Source organism: Paracidovorax citrulli, assembly GCF_900100305.1.
GTDB classification, from domain to species: domain Bacteria; phylum Pseudomonadota; class Gammaproteobacteria; order Burkholderiales; family Burkholderiaceae_C; genus Paracidovorax; species Paracidovorax citrulli.
This window is the reverse complement of the sequence record NZ_FNEY01000020.1, coordinates 18,842-32,615: the sequence shown is the minus strand read 5'-3', so window position 1 is coordinate 32,615 and position 13,774 is coordinate 18,842. Positions and strand designations below refer to the sequence as shown.

The 13,774-nt window shown below is 69.3% G+C and carries 14 protein-coding genes; 6 read left to right on the top strand and 8 right to left on the bottom strand.

What is annotated here, in order from left to right:
* Positions 1–56: 56 nt before the first annotated feature.
* The 5 genes from BLR99_RS14170 to BLR99_RS14150 form a co-directional block, all read right to left on the bottom strand.
* Positions 57–785 carry a DUF4198 domain-containing protein gene (locus BLR99_RS14170; RefSeq protein ID WP_011794511.1) on the bottom strand — a complete coding sequence of 243 codons (729 nt, stop codon included), beginning with the start codon at positions 783–785 and terminating at the stop codon, positions 57–59.
* Between the two features lie 128 nt (positions 786–913).
* Positions 914–1,270 (bottom strand): DUF3325 domain-containing protein, encoded by a 357-nt coding sequence (locus BLR99_RS14165; protein ID WP_011794512.1) that lies wholly within the window; start codon positions 1,268–1,270, stop codon positions 914–916.
* 5 nt (positions 1,271–1,275) lie between these two features.
* Positions 1,276–2,964, bottom strand: coding sequence for a PepSY-associated TM helix domain-containing protein (locus BLR99_RS14160; RefSeq protein WP_046060873.1), 1,689 nt, complete (start codon positions 2,962–2,964; stop codon positions 1,276–1,278).
* Positions 2,961–3,269 carry a hypothetical protein gene (locus BLR99_RS14155; protein ID WP_011794514.1) on the bottom strand — a complete coding sequence of 103 codons (309 nt, stop codon included), beginning with the start codon at positions 3,267–3,269 and terminating at the stop codon, positions 2,961–2,963. Before BLR99_RS14155 ends, BLR99_RS14160 begins: the two co-directional genes overlap by 4 nt.
* A gap of 19 nt (positions 3,270–3,288) precedes the next feature.
* The gene (locus BLR99_RS14150) at positions 3,289–4,038 is read right to left on the bottom strand and encodes a Plug domain-containing protein (RefSeq protein WP_046060874.1); all 750 of its coding nucleotides are present in this window, start codon (positions 4,036–4,038) and stop codon (positions 3,289–3,291) included.
* 368 nt (positions 4,039–4,406) lie between these two features.
* On the opposite strand from BLR99_RS14150, the gene xopAF reads away from it, so the two are divergent.
* Positions 4,407–5,054, top strand: coding sequence for a XopAF/AvrXv3 family type III secretion system effector (gene xopAF / locus BLR99_RS14145; protein WP_011794516.1), 648 nt, complete (start codon positions 4,407–4,409; stop codon positions 5,052–5,054).
* A gap of 15 nt (positions 5,055–5,069) precedes the next feature.
* Here the strand turns inward: xopAF and bfr are convergent, their stop codons facing one another.
* Positions 5,070–5,546, bottom strand: coding sequence for a bacterioferritin (gene bfr, locus BLR99_RS14140; protein WP_011794517.1), 477 nt, complete (start codon positions 5,544–5,546; stop codon positions 5,070–5,072).
* Positions 5,547–5,801: 255 nt separating this feature from the next.
* Between bfr and ahpC the strand changes: the two genes are divergently transcribed.
* The 4 genes from ahpC (at position 5,802) to BLR99_RS14120 (ending at position 11,136) form a co-directional block, all read left to right on the top strand.
* Positions 5,802–6,377, top strand: coding sequence for an alkyl hydroperoxide reductase subunit C (gene ahpC, locus BLR99_RS14135; protein WP_011794518.1), 576 nt, complete (start codon positions 5,802–5,804; stop codon positions 6,375–6,377).
* A gap of 153 nt (positions 6,378–6,530) precedes the next feature.
* The gene (gene ahpF, locus BLR99_RS14130; RefSeq protein WP_017438632.1) at positions 6,531–8,099 is read left to right on the top strand and encodes an alkyl hydroperoxide reductase subunit F; all 1,569 of its coding nucleotides are present in this window, start codon (positions 6,531–6,533) and stop codon (positions 8,097–8,099) included.
* Between the two features lie 311 nt (positions 8,100–8,410).
* Positions 8,411–10,618, top strand: coding sequence for a phosphocholine-specific phospholipase C (locus tag BLR99_RS14125; protein ID WP_046060875.1), 2,208 nt, complete (start codon positions 8,411–8,413; stop codon positions 10,616–10,618).
* A 146-nt stretch (positions 10,619–10,764) separates the two neighbouring features.
* Positions 10,765–11,136, top strand: coding sequence for a hypothetical protein (locus BLR99_RS14120; protein ID WP_011794521.1), 372 nt, complete (start codon positions 10,765–10,767; stop codon positions 11,134–11,136).
* A gap of 133 nt (positions 11,137–11,269) precedes the next feature.
* Here BLR99_RS14120 and BLR99_RS14115 read toward each other — a convergent pair whose 3' ends face one another.
* On the bottom strand, positions 11,270–12,202 hold the full coding sequence (locus tag BLR99_RS14115) for a restriction endonuclease (protein ID WP_011794522.1): 933 nt from the start codon (positions 12,200–12,202) through the stop codon (positions 11,270–11,272).
* A gap of 132 nt (positions 12,203–12,334) precedes the next feature.
* On the opposite strand from BLR99_RS14115, the gene BLR99_RS14110 reads away from it, so the two are divergent.
* Positions 12,335–12,763 carry a hypothetical protein gene (locus tag BLR99_RS14110; protein WP_017439353.1) on the top strand — a complete coding sequence of 143 codons (429 nt, stop codon included), beginning with the start codon at positions 12,335–12,337 and terminating at the stop codon, positions 12,761–12,763.
* 9 nt (positions 12,764–12,772) lie between these two features.
* Here the strand turns inward: BLR99_RS14110 and ppsR are convergent, their stop codons facing one another.
* A complete protein-coding gene (ppsR, locus tag BLR99_RS14105) occupies positions 12,773–13,594 on the bottom strand; it encodes a posphoenolpyruvate synthetase regulatory kinase/phosphorylase PpsR (protein WP_011794524.1) in 822 nt (273 codons plus the stop codon).
* Positions 13,595–13,774: the final 180 nt, after the last annotated feature.

Sequence of the window (13,774 nt, the reverse complement as noted above, 5' to 3'; positions counted from 1 at the left end):
ATGGCGGAAACGGGGCCGCGCGCGCCGGGTGGCGTGGCGCGCGGCGCGGCAGGAGGTCAGCGCGCCGGGGCGGCCGGCAGGGCGGGAGATTCCATGCCCTCGGCCTGGGCGAAGGTGAGCGTGGTGAGGTAGGCCGTCTCGCCGTACTTCTCGCCATTGCGCTCGCCGGCCGCCGCATCGGAGTGCTTCACCTCGGCCACGTACTGGCCTTTCCACGGCAGGGCGAACCGCACCGTGCCGTCCGCTCCGGTCACGGCCTCGCGGGCCCAGCCGGAGGGCGCGGCCAGCGTCACCTGGGCCTTGGGCAGCGGCTGGCCGTTGAACACCACGCGCAGTTCGCCCGCGCGGCCCGTAGGCACCACGTCCAGCGGCGCCGTGGCCGCGACGGGGCGGGACAGGTCCGCGACCCAGCGCGCGGCGGGGCGCCAGAGCAGCGCGGGCTTGCCGCCCTTGCTGCGGTCGATCACCGGGTAGGGGGCTTCCGCGAACAGCGTCTCGGCGGCGCCGGGCAATGCGTAGGCGAAGGCCGTGGCGGTGCGCCGGCCTTCCACGGGCGTGGCCGAAGCCGCACCCGGCGCATGGGCCTGCAGCACCGGAATGCCCTGGAACTTGTCCAGCGCGCCCGGCGATTTCTCGAGCAGGTTGTCGGCATATTCGCCGAACTGCAGCCGTGCCTGGCCGTTGCCGGCTTCGAGCCACACCTGGTGGGCCTGGGCACCTGCGGCGGCGCAGGCGGCGCAGGCGGCGAAGAGGGCGGTGGCCCAGGGGCGGAAGGACGATGGCATCGGTTGGCTCCTTGAAAAGGTGGAAGAGTCGATGGAAAAACAATGCGGCGGCGCGCCGGAGGCGCCCCCGGCAGCGGGGTCTTGCGGCGAGGCGGGGACTGCGGCCGGACCGTGGCGGCCGGGGCCGGTCAGCCCGTGGCGTGCGGCCCCAGGGCGGCCGTCAGTGCCGCCCACAGCACTGCCAGCGCCAGGGCCGCGGCCCAGAGCCGGGGCAGGCGCCGCGGCCACCAGGTGGCCGCTGCAGTGGCGCCCAGCGCCGACACGGACAGCGCCACGGCCCACCAGGTGACCGACAGCGGCACGCTGGCCATGCGCGGCCATGCCACGGCCAGAACCAGCGACAGGCCCAGCACGGCCCATCCGCCCCGGCGCAGGGCACGCAGCCGCGCCGGGGCGCCTTCGCGCCCCCAGGCGTCCTCGTGGTGCCGGTCCATGCCCAGCGCGATGCCGGCCCAGCCGGCGAAACACAGCAGCAGTTCGAGCATGGCGGTCAGGCTCCTGGCGCGGGCGTGGTGCCGGACGGTGCCCTTGGCTGCGCGGCGGCGCGCGCCGCCTTCGGCGCGGCGGCCGCGCGGCGCCGCAGCAGGTGGCGGGCCAGGGCGCCGAACACCAGCCCGGCGGCCAGGAACGACAGGTCCATGCCGGCCCAGGCCCATTCGCCCGCGGGCAGCGTGGTGCCCAGATGCGCCGAGGTGGTGGCCGCGTTGATCACCGGCAGCGCCGCGAACAGCGCGCCCGCGGCGCCCAGCAGCAGTGCCCAGCCGCGCCGGTCGGGCCGCAGCAGGCCGACGGCCAGGCCCGCGCCCCAGGTGCCGAAGAACCACGCGAGTTCCGCGTCGGCGCGCCCGGTCGTGGACAGGGGCAGCAGCCGGTTGGCCGCCAGGAACGCGGCGACCGCCAGGGGCAGCCCCCCCATCAGGCCCACGTTCAGGCTGGCCACCAGCCGCTCGCCGAAGGGCAGGCCGGCATCGCCCGGCTTGCGCTGCGCCTGCGCGCGCCGCTTCACCGACCAGAGCACCAGCCCGGAAGCGATCATCAGGCTGCCCAGCACGCCGAAGCCGAACAGCGCCCAGCGCATGCCCGGTCCCGCGAAGCGGGCGAGGTGCAGCCCGTAGAGCACGCGGTAGGTCTTGATCGCGGGCGTCTGCGGATCGATCAGCGCGAGCTGCCGCGCCGTGGCACCATCGAAGCGCAGCCGCGCGGGGCCGTACTGCAGCCGGTCGCCATCGTGCCGCGTGACCTCCACCACCGTGCCGTCCGCGTCGCGGCGCGCCGAAATGTTGCCGATGCGGGCATCGCCCCAGGTGCGGTGGGCTCCCGCCACCATCGTGGCCAGGTCCAGCGCCGGCAGGGGCGCGGCCGCTTCCGCCGTCCCGCGGACCCGCCGCGCGCTGCGTGCGCCCGGCTCGTCGCCCTGCATCTCCGCGAAATAGGCCTGCGAATCGGGGCCCTCGGGCGTCGCGTAGGCGGCCGCGATGCCGGCGGGCATGTAGAGCGTGTGGAAGATCATCAGCCCGCTGAAGGTGATGACGAGGTAGAACGGCAGCGCCAGCACGCCGGAGACGTTGTGCGCGTCCAGCCAGGCGCGCTGGCCGCCCTTGGTGGGCCGGAAGGTGAAGAAATCCTTGAAGATGCGCCGGTGCGTGACCACGCCCGTGAGCAGCGCGATGAACATCAGCAGCGTCGCCACCCCCACGATCCAGCGCCCCTGCAGCGCCCAGCGGCTCTGGTGCGCCGTGCGCAGCTCGAAGTGGAAGCGGTAGAAGAATTCGCCGCCCATGGTCTCGCGCGTGCCGATCGACTCGCCCGTGGCCGGGTCCATGAGCAGGGTCTGGAAGCGGCCGTTGGCACTGTCGCGCCAGAGCACCGTCACGGCGGGCAGGCGCTCGTCCGGCAGGCGCATGAACCACTGCGTCACGCCCGGCGCGTGGCGGTGCAGTGCGGCCTGCGCCCGGCCCGCCACGTCGGGGCTCGGGGCTGCCAGCCCGTGCATTTCCGGGCGCATCCAGAGATTGAATTCGCTCTTGAAAAAGCTCAGCGTGCCGGTGGCGAAGATGGCAAACAGCAGCCACCCCAGCACCAGGCCCGCCCAGGTGTGGACCCAGGACATCGCCTGCCGGAACCCCTCGCGCCCGGGCGCGGCGGCGGCGCGCGCGGTGTCGTTCGCTGCAGCCGTCATGCCGCGCCTCCCCACAGGCGCGGAGCGACCACGCAGGCGCCCAGCAGCAGCGCGGGCACGCCCGCCCCGGCCCAGGCCGACCATGCGGTGCGCGCATAGAACGCCCAGGCCACCGCGCCGGCATACACCAGCCACGAGAACATCGTCGCGGCCAGCACTGCCTCCACGCGCGGCATCGCCGGCGCGAGGGCCAGGGCGCCGGCCGCCGTTGCGGCGGCCGCGAGCGCATAGCCGCCGACCGTGGCAGCCAGCACGCGCGACGCGATGGCCAGGCGGTACTTCCAGAGGGGACGGGTGGGTTTCATGGCGGCTGCTTCCGGGTGGTCAGAAGGCGTAGTCCAGCGTGACCTGCAGCGCGCGCGCCTCGCCCGGCGTGACCGAGGCGAAGCCCGCGGCATCGCTCGTGCCGTCGAGGTCGTAGCGCTTGTCCGTGGCGTTCTTCAGGTGGGCCTGCAGCCGCAGGCCGCCGGCCATCTCGCAGCCCACGGCCAGGTCGGCCACCGTGTAGATCAGCCCTCCTGGCGCGGCCTGGCCGTATTCCAGCGCCGCGGGCCCCTTGATCACTTCCACCCGGTCGATATTGAACAGCGGCGGATCGATCAGGTGCATGAACTTGGCGCCGTCCCGCAGGTCGTTGTAGGTGTTGTCGGCCCACAGGCCGCGCACCGAGAACTGCGAATAGGAGCCGTAGTACTCGCTGCGCGAGGCCACGCCGGAAGCGTTGCGCAGCACCTCGCGCTCGGTGGTGGCGCCCTGCTGATCCAGTGTCTCGCGCTCCACCACGCTCACCGAGCGCGGCGTCTCCAGCACCGACAGGCCCAGCCGCGATGCGCTCTGCGCGCGGCGTGCGGGCGTGCCCGCCTCGCCGGAACGGTCCGCGTTCACCTGCACTTCGCCGAGCGTTGCGGGGCGCTCGTCCCCGGCCTGGGCCTGCGCGCGTGCGGCCAGGGACACGGCCGTCAGCAGCACTGCGCCGCAGCACAGGCCCGCACGGGCCAGCGCGGTGCCGGAAGGGCCGCCCCAGGCAGTGGCGCGGCGGGGCAGGGGAGGGGTGGAGACGGGGGAGGACAGCATGGCGGCAGACTTCGGGACGGCAAAAAGACCTGAGTGCGCTGGCTGCCGGGGCGCGGGGGCCCTGTCCGGACTGGCTTGCGGTGGGAGCGCCGTTCAACGCCTGCGGCGAAGGCCCGTGCAGGGTGCGCGGGCGGCGGCTCCAAGGCGATGGATTCTAATTATTTTTGATACGCATTCTCATTTGTAGTTGTGGAATGTTGCTGAATTCTGGAACCTGGGCCTTTTTGATGGTGCGGCCGCTGGTCGCGCGGAAGCCGCAGCATGGGCCATCCGCTTCGGCTATCCATCGATGTGTTTGCATAGCGTCTGGCGTCGGTCCGGATGACGAGTCATCCTTCGGGTCAAGTAACTTTTTTTGGAAATTTCCAATGACCAACGTCCAACGCTACCGCTTCAACGCGGCCCTGACCTGTTTCACACGCCACGATGAGGCCACCAACCAGCAACTCCGGAATCATCCCGGCAATCCGCAGAAAGACCGAAGCACGGAGACGGACTTTCCTGCGCGCCTGGCCGCCAGGCGCGTCCAGACAGGCGCTTCCGCCGGACCCAGGCAATTTCTGCTCAATCCCCAAAAGGAAATCAAGGCAGTGGGCTATGCGCCCAACCGCGTGGCGACCACGGGCACGTCCAAGCCAGGAGTTCTTTGCGCGACGGACGGGCTGGATCTATGCTTCGCCGTGGGTGTGGGAGGCAAGAAGCCCAGTACCGGCGAGGCGAAGGCCCGCGTCTTCCACGTGATGCCCAACAATATGCCCCTGCCGGTAGCGCAGTACGTCAACAAGTTGACAGACCAGGGCTACGAGGTGAAGGCGGCCATCCACGGCGGGGATACCGGATCGACCGCCAGCGTCAATGCCGTCAATAGGATGAGCAGGATGCTGCAGGGGTTGGACGTACCCATCGAGTTCAATGACACTGCAGGCGGTTCCAGCCGGAACGGAACCTTCGGCGCCGTCGTGGAAGACGGCGACGTCCGGTTCGTCACGCAGTTGGTATCGCCAGGAAGGAGGTAACCACTTTGGGCGAGGTCAGTCCGCCTCGCCCATCTGCGACTGCAGGTAGTTCTGCACGCCCACCTGCTCCACCAGGCCCAGCTGCGTCTCCAGGAAGTCGATGTGCTCCTCGGTGTCCTCGAGGATTTCCTGCAGCAGGTCGCGCGAGACGTAGTCGCGCACTGCCTCGCAGTGGGCGATGCCTTCCTTGATGGTGGCCTGCGCGCCACGCTCGGAGCGCAGGTCGCATTCGAGGATCTCCGGCACGTCCTCGCCGACCTGCAGCTTGCCCAGGTCCTGCAGGTTGGGCAGTCCGTCCAGCATGAAAATGCGGTCCATGATGCGGTCGGCGTGCTTCATCTCGCCGATGGACTCTTCGTACTCCTTCTTCGCCAGACGGTCGAAGCCCCAGTGCTTGAGCATCCGGTAGTGCAGAAAGTACTGGTTGATGGCCGTCAGCTCGTTCTTGAGCTGGGCCTGCAGGTGGGAAATGACCTGAGCGTCGCCTTGCATGGACTCTCCTCGTAATAATGGAATGGTGCGGTGTCGGCGCGATTGTCGTGATGCCCGCCCGCCACGGCAAGGCGAAGCCCCCACGCACCCGGTCTGCCTGCGTGTGACACTGAGTTGTGTTCTCATTGGAGCGCCACGCGGGCATTCAATAGATCAATGCAATCGATTGGATGGAATCAATTAATTGGATTGATTGGGTGAGCGGCCCTAAACTTCGTCTTGTCATTCAGCAACCCACCAACCGAGGAAACAGCAATGTCCCTGATCAATACCCAAGTCCAGCCTTTCAAGACCGAAGCGTTCGTGAACCGCAATGGCAAGGGTGAGTTCATTACCGTCACGGAAGAGAACCTGAAGGGCAAGTGGTCCGTGCTGATCTTCATGCCGGCCGCCTTCACGTTCAACTGCCCGACCGAGATCGAAGACGCCGCCGACAACTACGCCGAGTTCCAGAAGGCCGGTGCCGAGGTGTACATCGTGACCACCGACACGCACTTCTCGCACAAGGTGTGGCACGAGACCTCCGACGCCGTCGGCAAGGCCAAGTTCCCCCTGGTCGGCGACCCGACCCACCAGCTGACCAACGCCTTCGGCGTGCACATCCCCGAAGAAGGCCTGGCACTGCGCGGCACCTTCGTGATCAACCCCGACGGCGTCATCAAGACGATGGAAATCCACTCCAACGAAATCGCCCGCGACGTGTCGGAAACCCTGCGCAAGCTCAAGGCCGCCCAGTTCACCGCCGCCAACCCCGGCCAGGTGTGCCCCGCCAAGTGGAAGGAAGGCGCCAAGACCCTGACGCCTTCGCTGGACCTGGTCGGCAAGATCTAATCGCCCGCGCGATCCGGAAGCGCCCTGTGCGCTTCCCCGGCCGGACCTTCGCATGGCGCCCGCGCGCCGTGCCGTCCGGCTTTTTTTCGCCCGCTTTTCGCTCGTTCCCGGCCTCCGGCACCCTGCATGACTCGAAACCACTGAAGGACTCCCATGCTCGACGACCAACTCAAATCCCAACTTTCCGCCTATCTGGAGCGCGTGACGCAGTCGTTCGAGATCGTGGCGTCGCTGGACGGCAGCGACACCTCGGCCCAGATGCGCGACCTGCTGGAGACCATCCAGTCCCTGCGCAGCGACAGGATCAGCCTGCGCACCGACGGCACTGGCGCCCGCAAGCCGTCCTTCACGCTGCAGCGCGCCGGCACGCAGACGAGCCTGCGCTTCGCCGGCCTGCCCCTCGGCCATGAATTCACCTCGCTCGTGCTGGCGCTGCTCTGGACGGGCGGCCACCCGCCGAAGGTGGAGCAGGACGTGATCGAGCAGGTGCAGGCGCTCGACGGCGACTTCGATTTCGAGGTGTACATGAGCCTGACCTGCCACAACTGCCCGGACGTGGTGCAGGCGCTGTCGCTCATGGCGATCCTCAATCCCCGCATCCGCACCACCGTGATCGAGGGCGGCGCGTTCCAGCAGGAAGTGACCGACCGCGAGATCATGGCCGTGCCCATGGTCTTCCTCAACGGCCAGGTGTTCGGCTCCGGCCGCATGACCATCGAGGAAATCGTCGGCAAGCTCGACACCGGCGCCGCGAAGCGCGAAGCCGCCAAACTGTCCGCCAAGGAAGCGTTCGACGTGCTGATCGTCGGCGGTGGTCCGGCCGGCGCCGCGGCGGCCGTCTATGCCGCCCGCAAGGGCATCCGCACCGGCGTGGCGGCCGAGCGCTTCGGCGGCCAGGTGAACGACACGCTGGACATCGAGAACTACATCTCGGTCAGCAAGACCGACGGCCCCAAGTTCGCCGCCGCGCTGGAGCAGCACGTGCGCGACTACGAGGTGGACCTGATGAACCTGCAGCGTGCCCGCGCGCTCAAGCCCGCCGCCACCGAGGGCGGCCTGATCGAGGTCGAGCTCGAGAACGGCGGCACGCTCTCGTCCCGCACCGTGATCATTTCCACCGGCGCGCGCTGGCGCAACATGAACGTGCCGGGCGAGGAGCAGTACCGCACCAAGGGCGTGACCTACTGCCCGCACTGCGACGGCCCGCTCTTCAAGGGCAAGCGCGTGGCGGTGATCGGCGGCGGCAACTCCGGCGTGGAGGCCGCGATCGACCTGGCCGGCGTGGTGGCCCACGTCACCGTGCTGGAGTTCGCGGGCGAGCTGAAGGCCGACGCGGTGCTGCAGCGCAAGCTGCGCAGCCTGCCGAACGTGGACGTGATCCTCAACGCGCAGACCACCGAGGTGAAGGGCGACGGCACCCGCGTGACCGGCCTGAGCTACAAGGACCGCACGAACGACGAGCACCATGTGCTCGCCCTGGAAGGCATCTTCGTGCAGATCGGCCTGCTGCCCAACACCGACTGGCTCAAGGGCACGGTGGACCTGTCGCGGTTCGGCGAGATCGTGGTGGACTCCCATGGCCGCACCAGCGTGCCGGGCGTGTTCGCGGCCGGCGACTGCACCACGGTGCCCTACAAGCAGATCATCATCGCGGCCGGCGAGGGCGCGAAGGCGGCGCTGGGCGCGTTCGACCACCTGATCCGCACGACGGCCCCGGCCTGACGCGGCCACCCACCCCACGAAAAAGGGAGCAGCATGGCTGCTCCCTTTGCTTTTGGGGCCCGGCATCCGGCGATGGCCGGCACGTTGCGGCGGGCCACGCCAATGGGGGGGCGCGTCATGGGGCTGACACGCGAGGGGAATACGTGCGGCTCCAGCTCGCCCTGCTGGCCGCCCAGGCCATCGTCCCGGCCGTGGCGGGCTGCGCGGGAGGGTACTGCCGAGTTGAGTCGTTTGGCGGCGAAAATCCCGTCATGGGCTGCGCGCCCTGAGCGTGCCGCACCTGTTCGTCCCATTTTCCTCCACGTTACACCATGACCCTTGACCCCTCCAAGCGCAAGTTCCTGCAGGCCGCCGCCGGCACCACGGCCGGTGCCGCGGCGCTGGGTTTGTTCCCGCCCAGCATCCGCCGCGCCCTGGCCATTCCCGCCAACCGGCGCACCGGCACGATCAAGGACGTCGAGCACGTCGTCATACTCATGCAGGAAAACCGCTCGTTCGACCACTACTTCGGCACGCTCGCCGGCGTGCGCGGCTTCGGCGACCGCTTCACCATTCCCCTGCCGGGCGGGCGCAGCGTCTGGCAGCAGTCCGACCAGAACGGCCAGACCGTACTGCCCTACCACTTGAACCAGGCCGCCGGCAACGCCCAGCGCGTGGACGGCACGCCCCACAGCTGGGAGGATGCGCGCGACGCCTGGGACCGCGGCCGCATGGCCGAATGGCCGCGCTACAAGCAGCCACAGTCCATGGGTTACTACACGCAGGCCGAAGCCTCGTTCCAGTTCGCGCTGGCCAACGCCTTCACCGTATGCGATGCGTATTTCTGCTCGTTGCACGGCGGCACCAATACCAACCGCCTCTTCCACTGGACCGGCACGAACGGCCCCACGGGGCCGGCCGGCCAGGTGGTGGTGGACAACGCGTGGGATGCGCTGTATTCCGACACCGACATCCGCACGGGGGGCTATGACTGGATCACCTATCCCGAGCGGTTGCAGCAGGCCGGCGTGTCGTGGATGGTCTATCAGAACATGCCCGACAACTTCACCGACAACCCGCTCGTCGGCTTCCGCCAGTACCGCCAGGCCAACCTGGCCTCGGGCAAGCCGGTGTACAGCGACAGCGACGCGAACCCCGCCTACGACCCCGCCAGGGACCAGGCCGGCAATCCGCTCTACAAAGGCATCGCCAACACCATGCCCGACGGCGGCTTCCTCGGCACCTTCCGCCAGGCCGTGCTCCACGGCAGGCTGCCGCAGGTGTCATGGATCATCCCGCCGGCAACCTACTGCGAGCACCCCGGTCCTTCCAGCCCCGTGCAGGGCGGCTGGTACGTACAGGAAGTGCTGGACGCGCTCACCGCCAACCCGGAGGTGTGGAGCAAGACGGTGCTGCTCATCAACTTCGACGAGAACGACGGCTACTTCGACCACGTGCCGCCGCCGTGCGCGCCGTCGCTGGACGGGCGGGGCGGCACGCTCGGCAAGTCCACCCTGTCCGCGGGCGAAATGGCCTACGAGTACTACACCCATAAACCCTATGCCGACACCGGCATGCCCCCGCCCGATGGCGACTGCTACGGCCCGGGGCCGCGCGTGCCCATGTGGGTAGTCTCCCCCTGGAGTCGCGGCGGCTGGGTGAATTCGCAGAACTTCGACCACACCTCGGTGCTGCGCTTCCTGGAAGCCCGCTTCGGCGTGAAGGAGCCGCAGATCAGCCCCTACCGCCGCGCCGTCTTCGGCGACCTGACCAGCGCATTCAATTTCGCCACGCCCAACGATGCGCCCCTGGCCACCCTGGCCGGCCGGCGCAGCAAGGGCGATGCCGATGCGCTGTGCGACGCCCAGGGCGCGCTGCCGCAGATCGCCGTGCCCTCGCCGCAGGCCCTGCCGCGGCAGGCCACGGGCACGCGGCCTTCCCGTGCCTTGCCCTACGAACTGCACGTGCGCGCGCGGACCCATGCGGCCGGCGGCACGGTGCAGCTGGGGTTCTCCAACACCGGCACGGCCGCGGCCGTGTTCCACGTGTATGACCGGCTGCACCTCGACCGCGCCCCCCGGCGCTACATGGTGGAGGCCGGCAAGCAACTGCACGATCACTGGAGCGCGGGCGCGGACGGCGGTGCCTACGACCTCTGGGTGCTGGGCCCCAACGGCTTCCACCGCTCCTTCGCCGGCAACCTGGCCGCGTTGCGCGGGGCCGTGCCCCATCCCGAGGCGGACGTGTGCTACGACATCGCCAACGGCAACGCCCATCTCGTGCTCATGATCATGAACCAGGGCAGCGCGAGCGCGGCCCTGCAGGTGAAGTCCAATGCCTACCGCGGCGACGGCCCATGGACCACCACCGTGGCGCCCGGCCAGTCGCAAGAGCTGCAGTGGGACCTCTCGGGCAGCGCGCACTGGTACGACTTCACGCTCACCTGCGACGCGCTGCCGGGCTTTGCACGGCGCTTCGCGGGACGCGTCGAGACCGGCCGCGACGGGTTGAGCGATCCGGCGATGGGCCTGGCCGGCTGACGGCGCAGGAGGGCCGGGCCGCGGGGCGCCGCGTGCTGGCCCGACGCATTCGCATCGCGTCCTTGCCGCCACCAGGGTTTGCGCTGCATTTTGATATTGAGAACCATTCTCATAAAATGCCGAAAAGCAAGCCAGGAGGCCTTTTCATGTCCGATGCGTCCCGTCCCTTCCCCAACCCGTTGCTCCATCCTTCCGAGGCCGAGCCGGGCCTGCCCTGCGCCGAAGCCCTGTTGGCCGGCACCCTGGCCCTCATGACCGGCTACGCCCACAGCGACCGCGCGGGCGACCGGGACGCCATGGGCCGCAAGATCGCCGCCCACCTGGAGAGCCTCGCGCGCATGGACGGGCTGTCCCCGCACTTCCGCACCATGGCGGGCAACTTGAACAACCGCTGGTCGCGGCGGCTGGGCCTGGCGGTGGCGGCGGGCGAGGGCGAGGGTGCTGCGGCGCCGGCCGGCCCGAGTGCGGCGGAACTGCAGCGGCGGCTGTGGCATACGGCGCCGCAAGCCGTGCAATAGCCGCAGCCCGGCAGCAGGGCCGTTCGCACGCCGCCCTGCGCGCCTACAGCCGCCCCAGACCGGGTGGCACAGGCGTGCCGTCAGGCAGCGCCCACTCCCTGTTCTGCAGCAGGCTCCCGCTCAGGTACTCGGTTCACAGGGGCCGCGTACCCCTGCAGCGCGGATAGCCCGAGCATCCCCAGAACCCCTGCCCCGCCGAAGCCCCGCGCCGGGCGACCCGGCGCACCATCGGCTGCGCACAGACGGGGCAACTGGGCGGCGCCTCGGCCTCGGGGGCCAGATCGGGGTCGGGGGCCGGATCGGGGTCGGGCGCGGGGCCATCGCCCGCCGGCTGCTCCGTGGGCCGGGCCTGCGTACGCGCCTGTGGCTGAGACTGTGCCCGTGGCTCCGGCGCAGACCGCCCCTGCCGTATCAGCCGCAGCAGCGCAGCGCCGTCGATCAGCTGGATGTTGCGCCCGCTGGCGAATTCCGTGGCCTCCCGGGTGAAGCTGCCCGACGTCACGACGAAGCCGCCCGCGGCGCCGCGGGCGGCCATGACGCCGTACAGCTCGCGCACCACGGTGACGCCGACCTTGAACGCCTTCCATTGCTTGCACTGCACGAGAAACTTCTCGCCGGCCTTGCCGAGCACGAGATCGACACCCCCGTCCGCGCCGCCGCCACCCGTTTCCGCCACCAGGTAGCCCTGCCGCCGGAAGCCTTCGCCCACGAGCCTTTCGAATTCCTGCCAGTCCATGCCGTGCAGCGCGTCGGCCGCCGTGCTGCGGCATGCGGTGTCGATCAGCCGGCGGCGCTCGCGCCGGCGCACGGCGGAAGCCAGGGCGCCCATGGCGCAGATGAGCGGCACGATGAACTGCCCGGCGTAGGCCAACCCTCGCCAGATGCTGTGGGTGGCCATGTGCGCGATGTCCTGGGGCGTGCTCGCCACCGGCAGCGGGGCGTTGGCCAGCCGGTTCAGCACCACGTAGCCCAGGACCGCGAGCAGCACGCCCACCCACCAGGGCAGCAATGCCACCAGTTCCATCAGGTCCTCGAGGACGGATGTCTTCCCTCTTTTTCTCGCCATTGCGGCTTCCTCCCTTATTCTCTCTTCCGCGGAGATTCTGCAATATTTCCCGTCGCGCGCCAGCCCGGCCACGTATGCCGCCCGCTGGTGTTGTGTGGTGTCTCTTACCTCTTATTCCATCCCGGCTGAACGATGAATGCGGCGCTGGACTTGATCGGTGAGCGTGGCTGTGGCTTCGTCCGCGTGTCGGCCGTGGGCCGCCATGGGGCTGCGCTGGCGCAGTTGCTGGAGTCGTTCGGCTTGCAGCCGGAGGCCGGTGCGCTGTCCGAAGTGACGCGCGAGGTGTCCGCCGCCTGCGTCAGCGCGCTGCTGTGGCGCGACATGGCGTACGGCGTCGAGCTGATGCCCCGTGAGAGGGCCGATGCCCATGCGCATCGTTTCCTGGAGGAATGCGCCGTGGAAGGCGCCACCTTCTTCACCAATGGAAGGTGGGACCTGTACCACGACGGAGAAGGGGGCACCTCCGCCTGGTCGCCGCTCACCTCCGCGACGTTCAGCGCGGCGGTGCTGGTGGTGTGCCCCGCCGTGGCCACCTGCCTGCTGGTGGAGGACGAGGACTGACGGCGGGGATCAATACACCAGCCGCTCCGGCCGCACCTCCTGCAGGATCGTCGTCGCGATCTCCTCGATGCTCTTCGTGGTGGTCGAGAGCCACCGGATGCCCGAGCGCCGCATCATCGCCTCGGCCTCGGCCACCTCGTGGCGGCAGTTGGCGAGGTCGGCGTATTTCGAGCCCGGCCGGCGTTCGTTGCGGATCTGCGAGAGCCGCTCGGGCAGGATGGTCAGGCCGAAGATCTTCTTGCGGTGCGGCTCCAGCGCGGGCGGCAATTGCTTGCGCTCGAAATCCTCGGGGATGAGAGGGTAGTTGGCCACCTTCAGGCCGCACTGCATGGCCAGGTAGAGGCTGGTGGGGGTCTTGCCGCTGCGCGACACGCCCACCAGGATCACGTCCGCGCCGCTCAGGTCGCGGTGGCTCTGGCCGTCGTCGTGGTCCAGGCTGAAGTTGATGGCCTCGATGCGGTCGGTGTATTCCTTGCTCAGGCTCACGTCCGCGAAGCGGCCCACGCGGTGCAGCGACTTGATGCCGAGTTCGCCCTCCAGCGGGCGGATGAAGGTGCCGAACATGTCCAGCAGCATGCCCTGGCAGTTCTCCTGGATGATGCGCAGCACGCTCATGTTGACCAGCGTGGTGAACACGATGGGCTTCTTGCCCTCCAGCTCGGCCGTGTGGTTGATGCGGCGCACGGCCTGGTGGGCCTTGTCCTCGGTGTCGATGAAGGGCAGGCGCACATGGCGCGGCTTGATGTCGAACTGCGCCAGGATGGCGTTGCCGAAGGTTTCGGCGGTGATGCCGGTGCCGTCGGAGATGAAGAATACGGTGCGCGTGTGCATGGAGGGGTCGGGGCTTTCCGCGGTGATCGTTCGCTGGGTGGGCTGCTGGCTGGACCGGAGGCCGGCCGTGTCCCACAAGCGCCTTGCGGCCGGCCGCCCTACAATCGCGCCCATTATTCCCATTTCCACCATGCACGCGCCCGGCCTACAACCAGAACAGCCAAGCCACGGCGCGCCGTG

Coding starts and splice junctions, on each gene's coding strand:
- BLR99_RS14170 (WP_011794511.1), bottom strand. CDS start 785: ATGCCATCGTCCTTCCGCCCCTGGGCCACCGCCCTCTTCGCCGCCTGC.
- BLR99_RS14165 (WP_011794512.1), bottom strand. CDS start 1,270: ATGCTCGAACTGCTGCTGTGTTTCGCCGGCTGGGCCGGCATCGCGCTG.
- BLR99_RS14160 (WP_046060873.1), bottom strand. CDS start 2,964: ATGACGGCTGCAGCGAACGACACCGCGCGCGCCGCCGCCGCGCCCGGG.
- BLR99_RS14155 (WP_011794514.1), bottom strand. CDS start 3,269: ATGAAACCCACCCGTCCCCTCTGGAAGTACCGCCTGGCCATCGCGTCG.
- BLR99_RS14150 (WP_046060874.1), bottom strand. CDS start 4,038: ATGCTGTCCTCCCCCGTCTCCACCCCTCCCCTGCCCCGCCGCGCCACT.
- xopAF (WP_011794516.1), top strand. CDS start 4,407: ATGACCAACGTCCAACGCTACCGCTTCAACGCGGCCCTGACCTGTTTC.
- bfr (WP_011794517.1), bottom strand. CDS start 5,546: ATGCAAGGCGACGCTCAGGTCATTTCCCACCTGCAGGCCCAGCTCAAG.
- ahpC (WP_011794518.1), top strand. CDS start 5,802: ATGTCCCTGATCAATACCCAAGTCCAGCCTTTCAAGACCGAAGCGTTC.
- ahpF (WP_017438632.1), top strand. CDS start 6,531: ATGCTCGACGACCAACTCAAATCCCAACTTTCCGCCTATCTGGAGCGC.
- BLR99_RS14125 (WP_046060875.1), top strand. CDS start 8,411: ATGACCCTTGACCCCTCCAAGCGCAAGTTCCTGCAGGCCGCCGCCGGC.
- BLR99_RS14120 (WP_011794521.1), top strand. CDS start 10,765: ATGTCCGATGCGTCCCGTCCCTTCCCCAACCCGTTGCTCCATCCTTCC.
- BLR99_RS14115 (WP_011794522.1), bottom strand. CDS start 12,202: ATGGCGAGAAAAAGAGGGAAGACATCCGTCCTCGAGGACCTGATGGAA.
- BLR99_RS14110 (WP_017439353.1), top strand. CDS start 12,335: ATGAATGCGGCGCTGGACTTGATCGGTGAGCGTGGCTGTGGCTTCGTC.
- ppsR (WP_011794524.1), bottom strand. CDS start 13,594: ATGCACACGCGCACCGTATTCTTCATCTCCGACGGCACCGGCATCACC.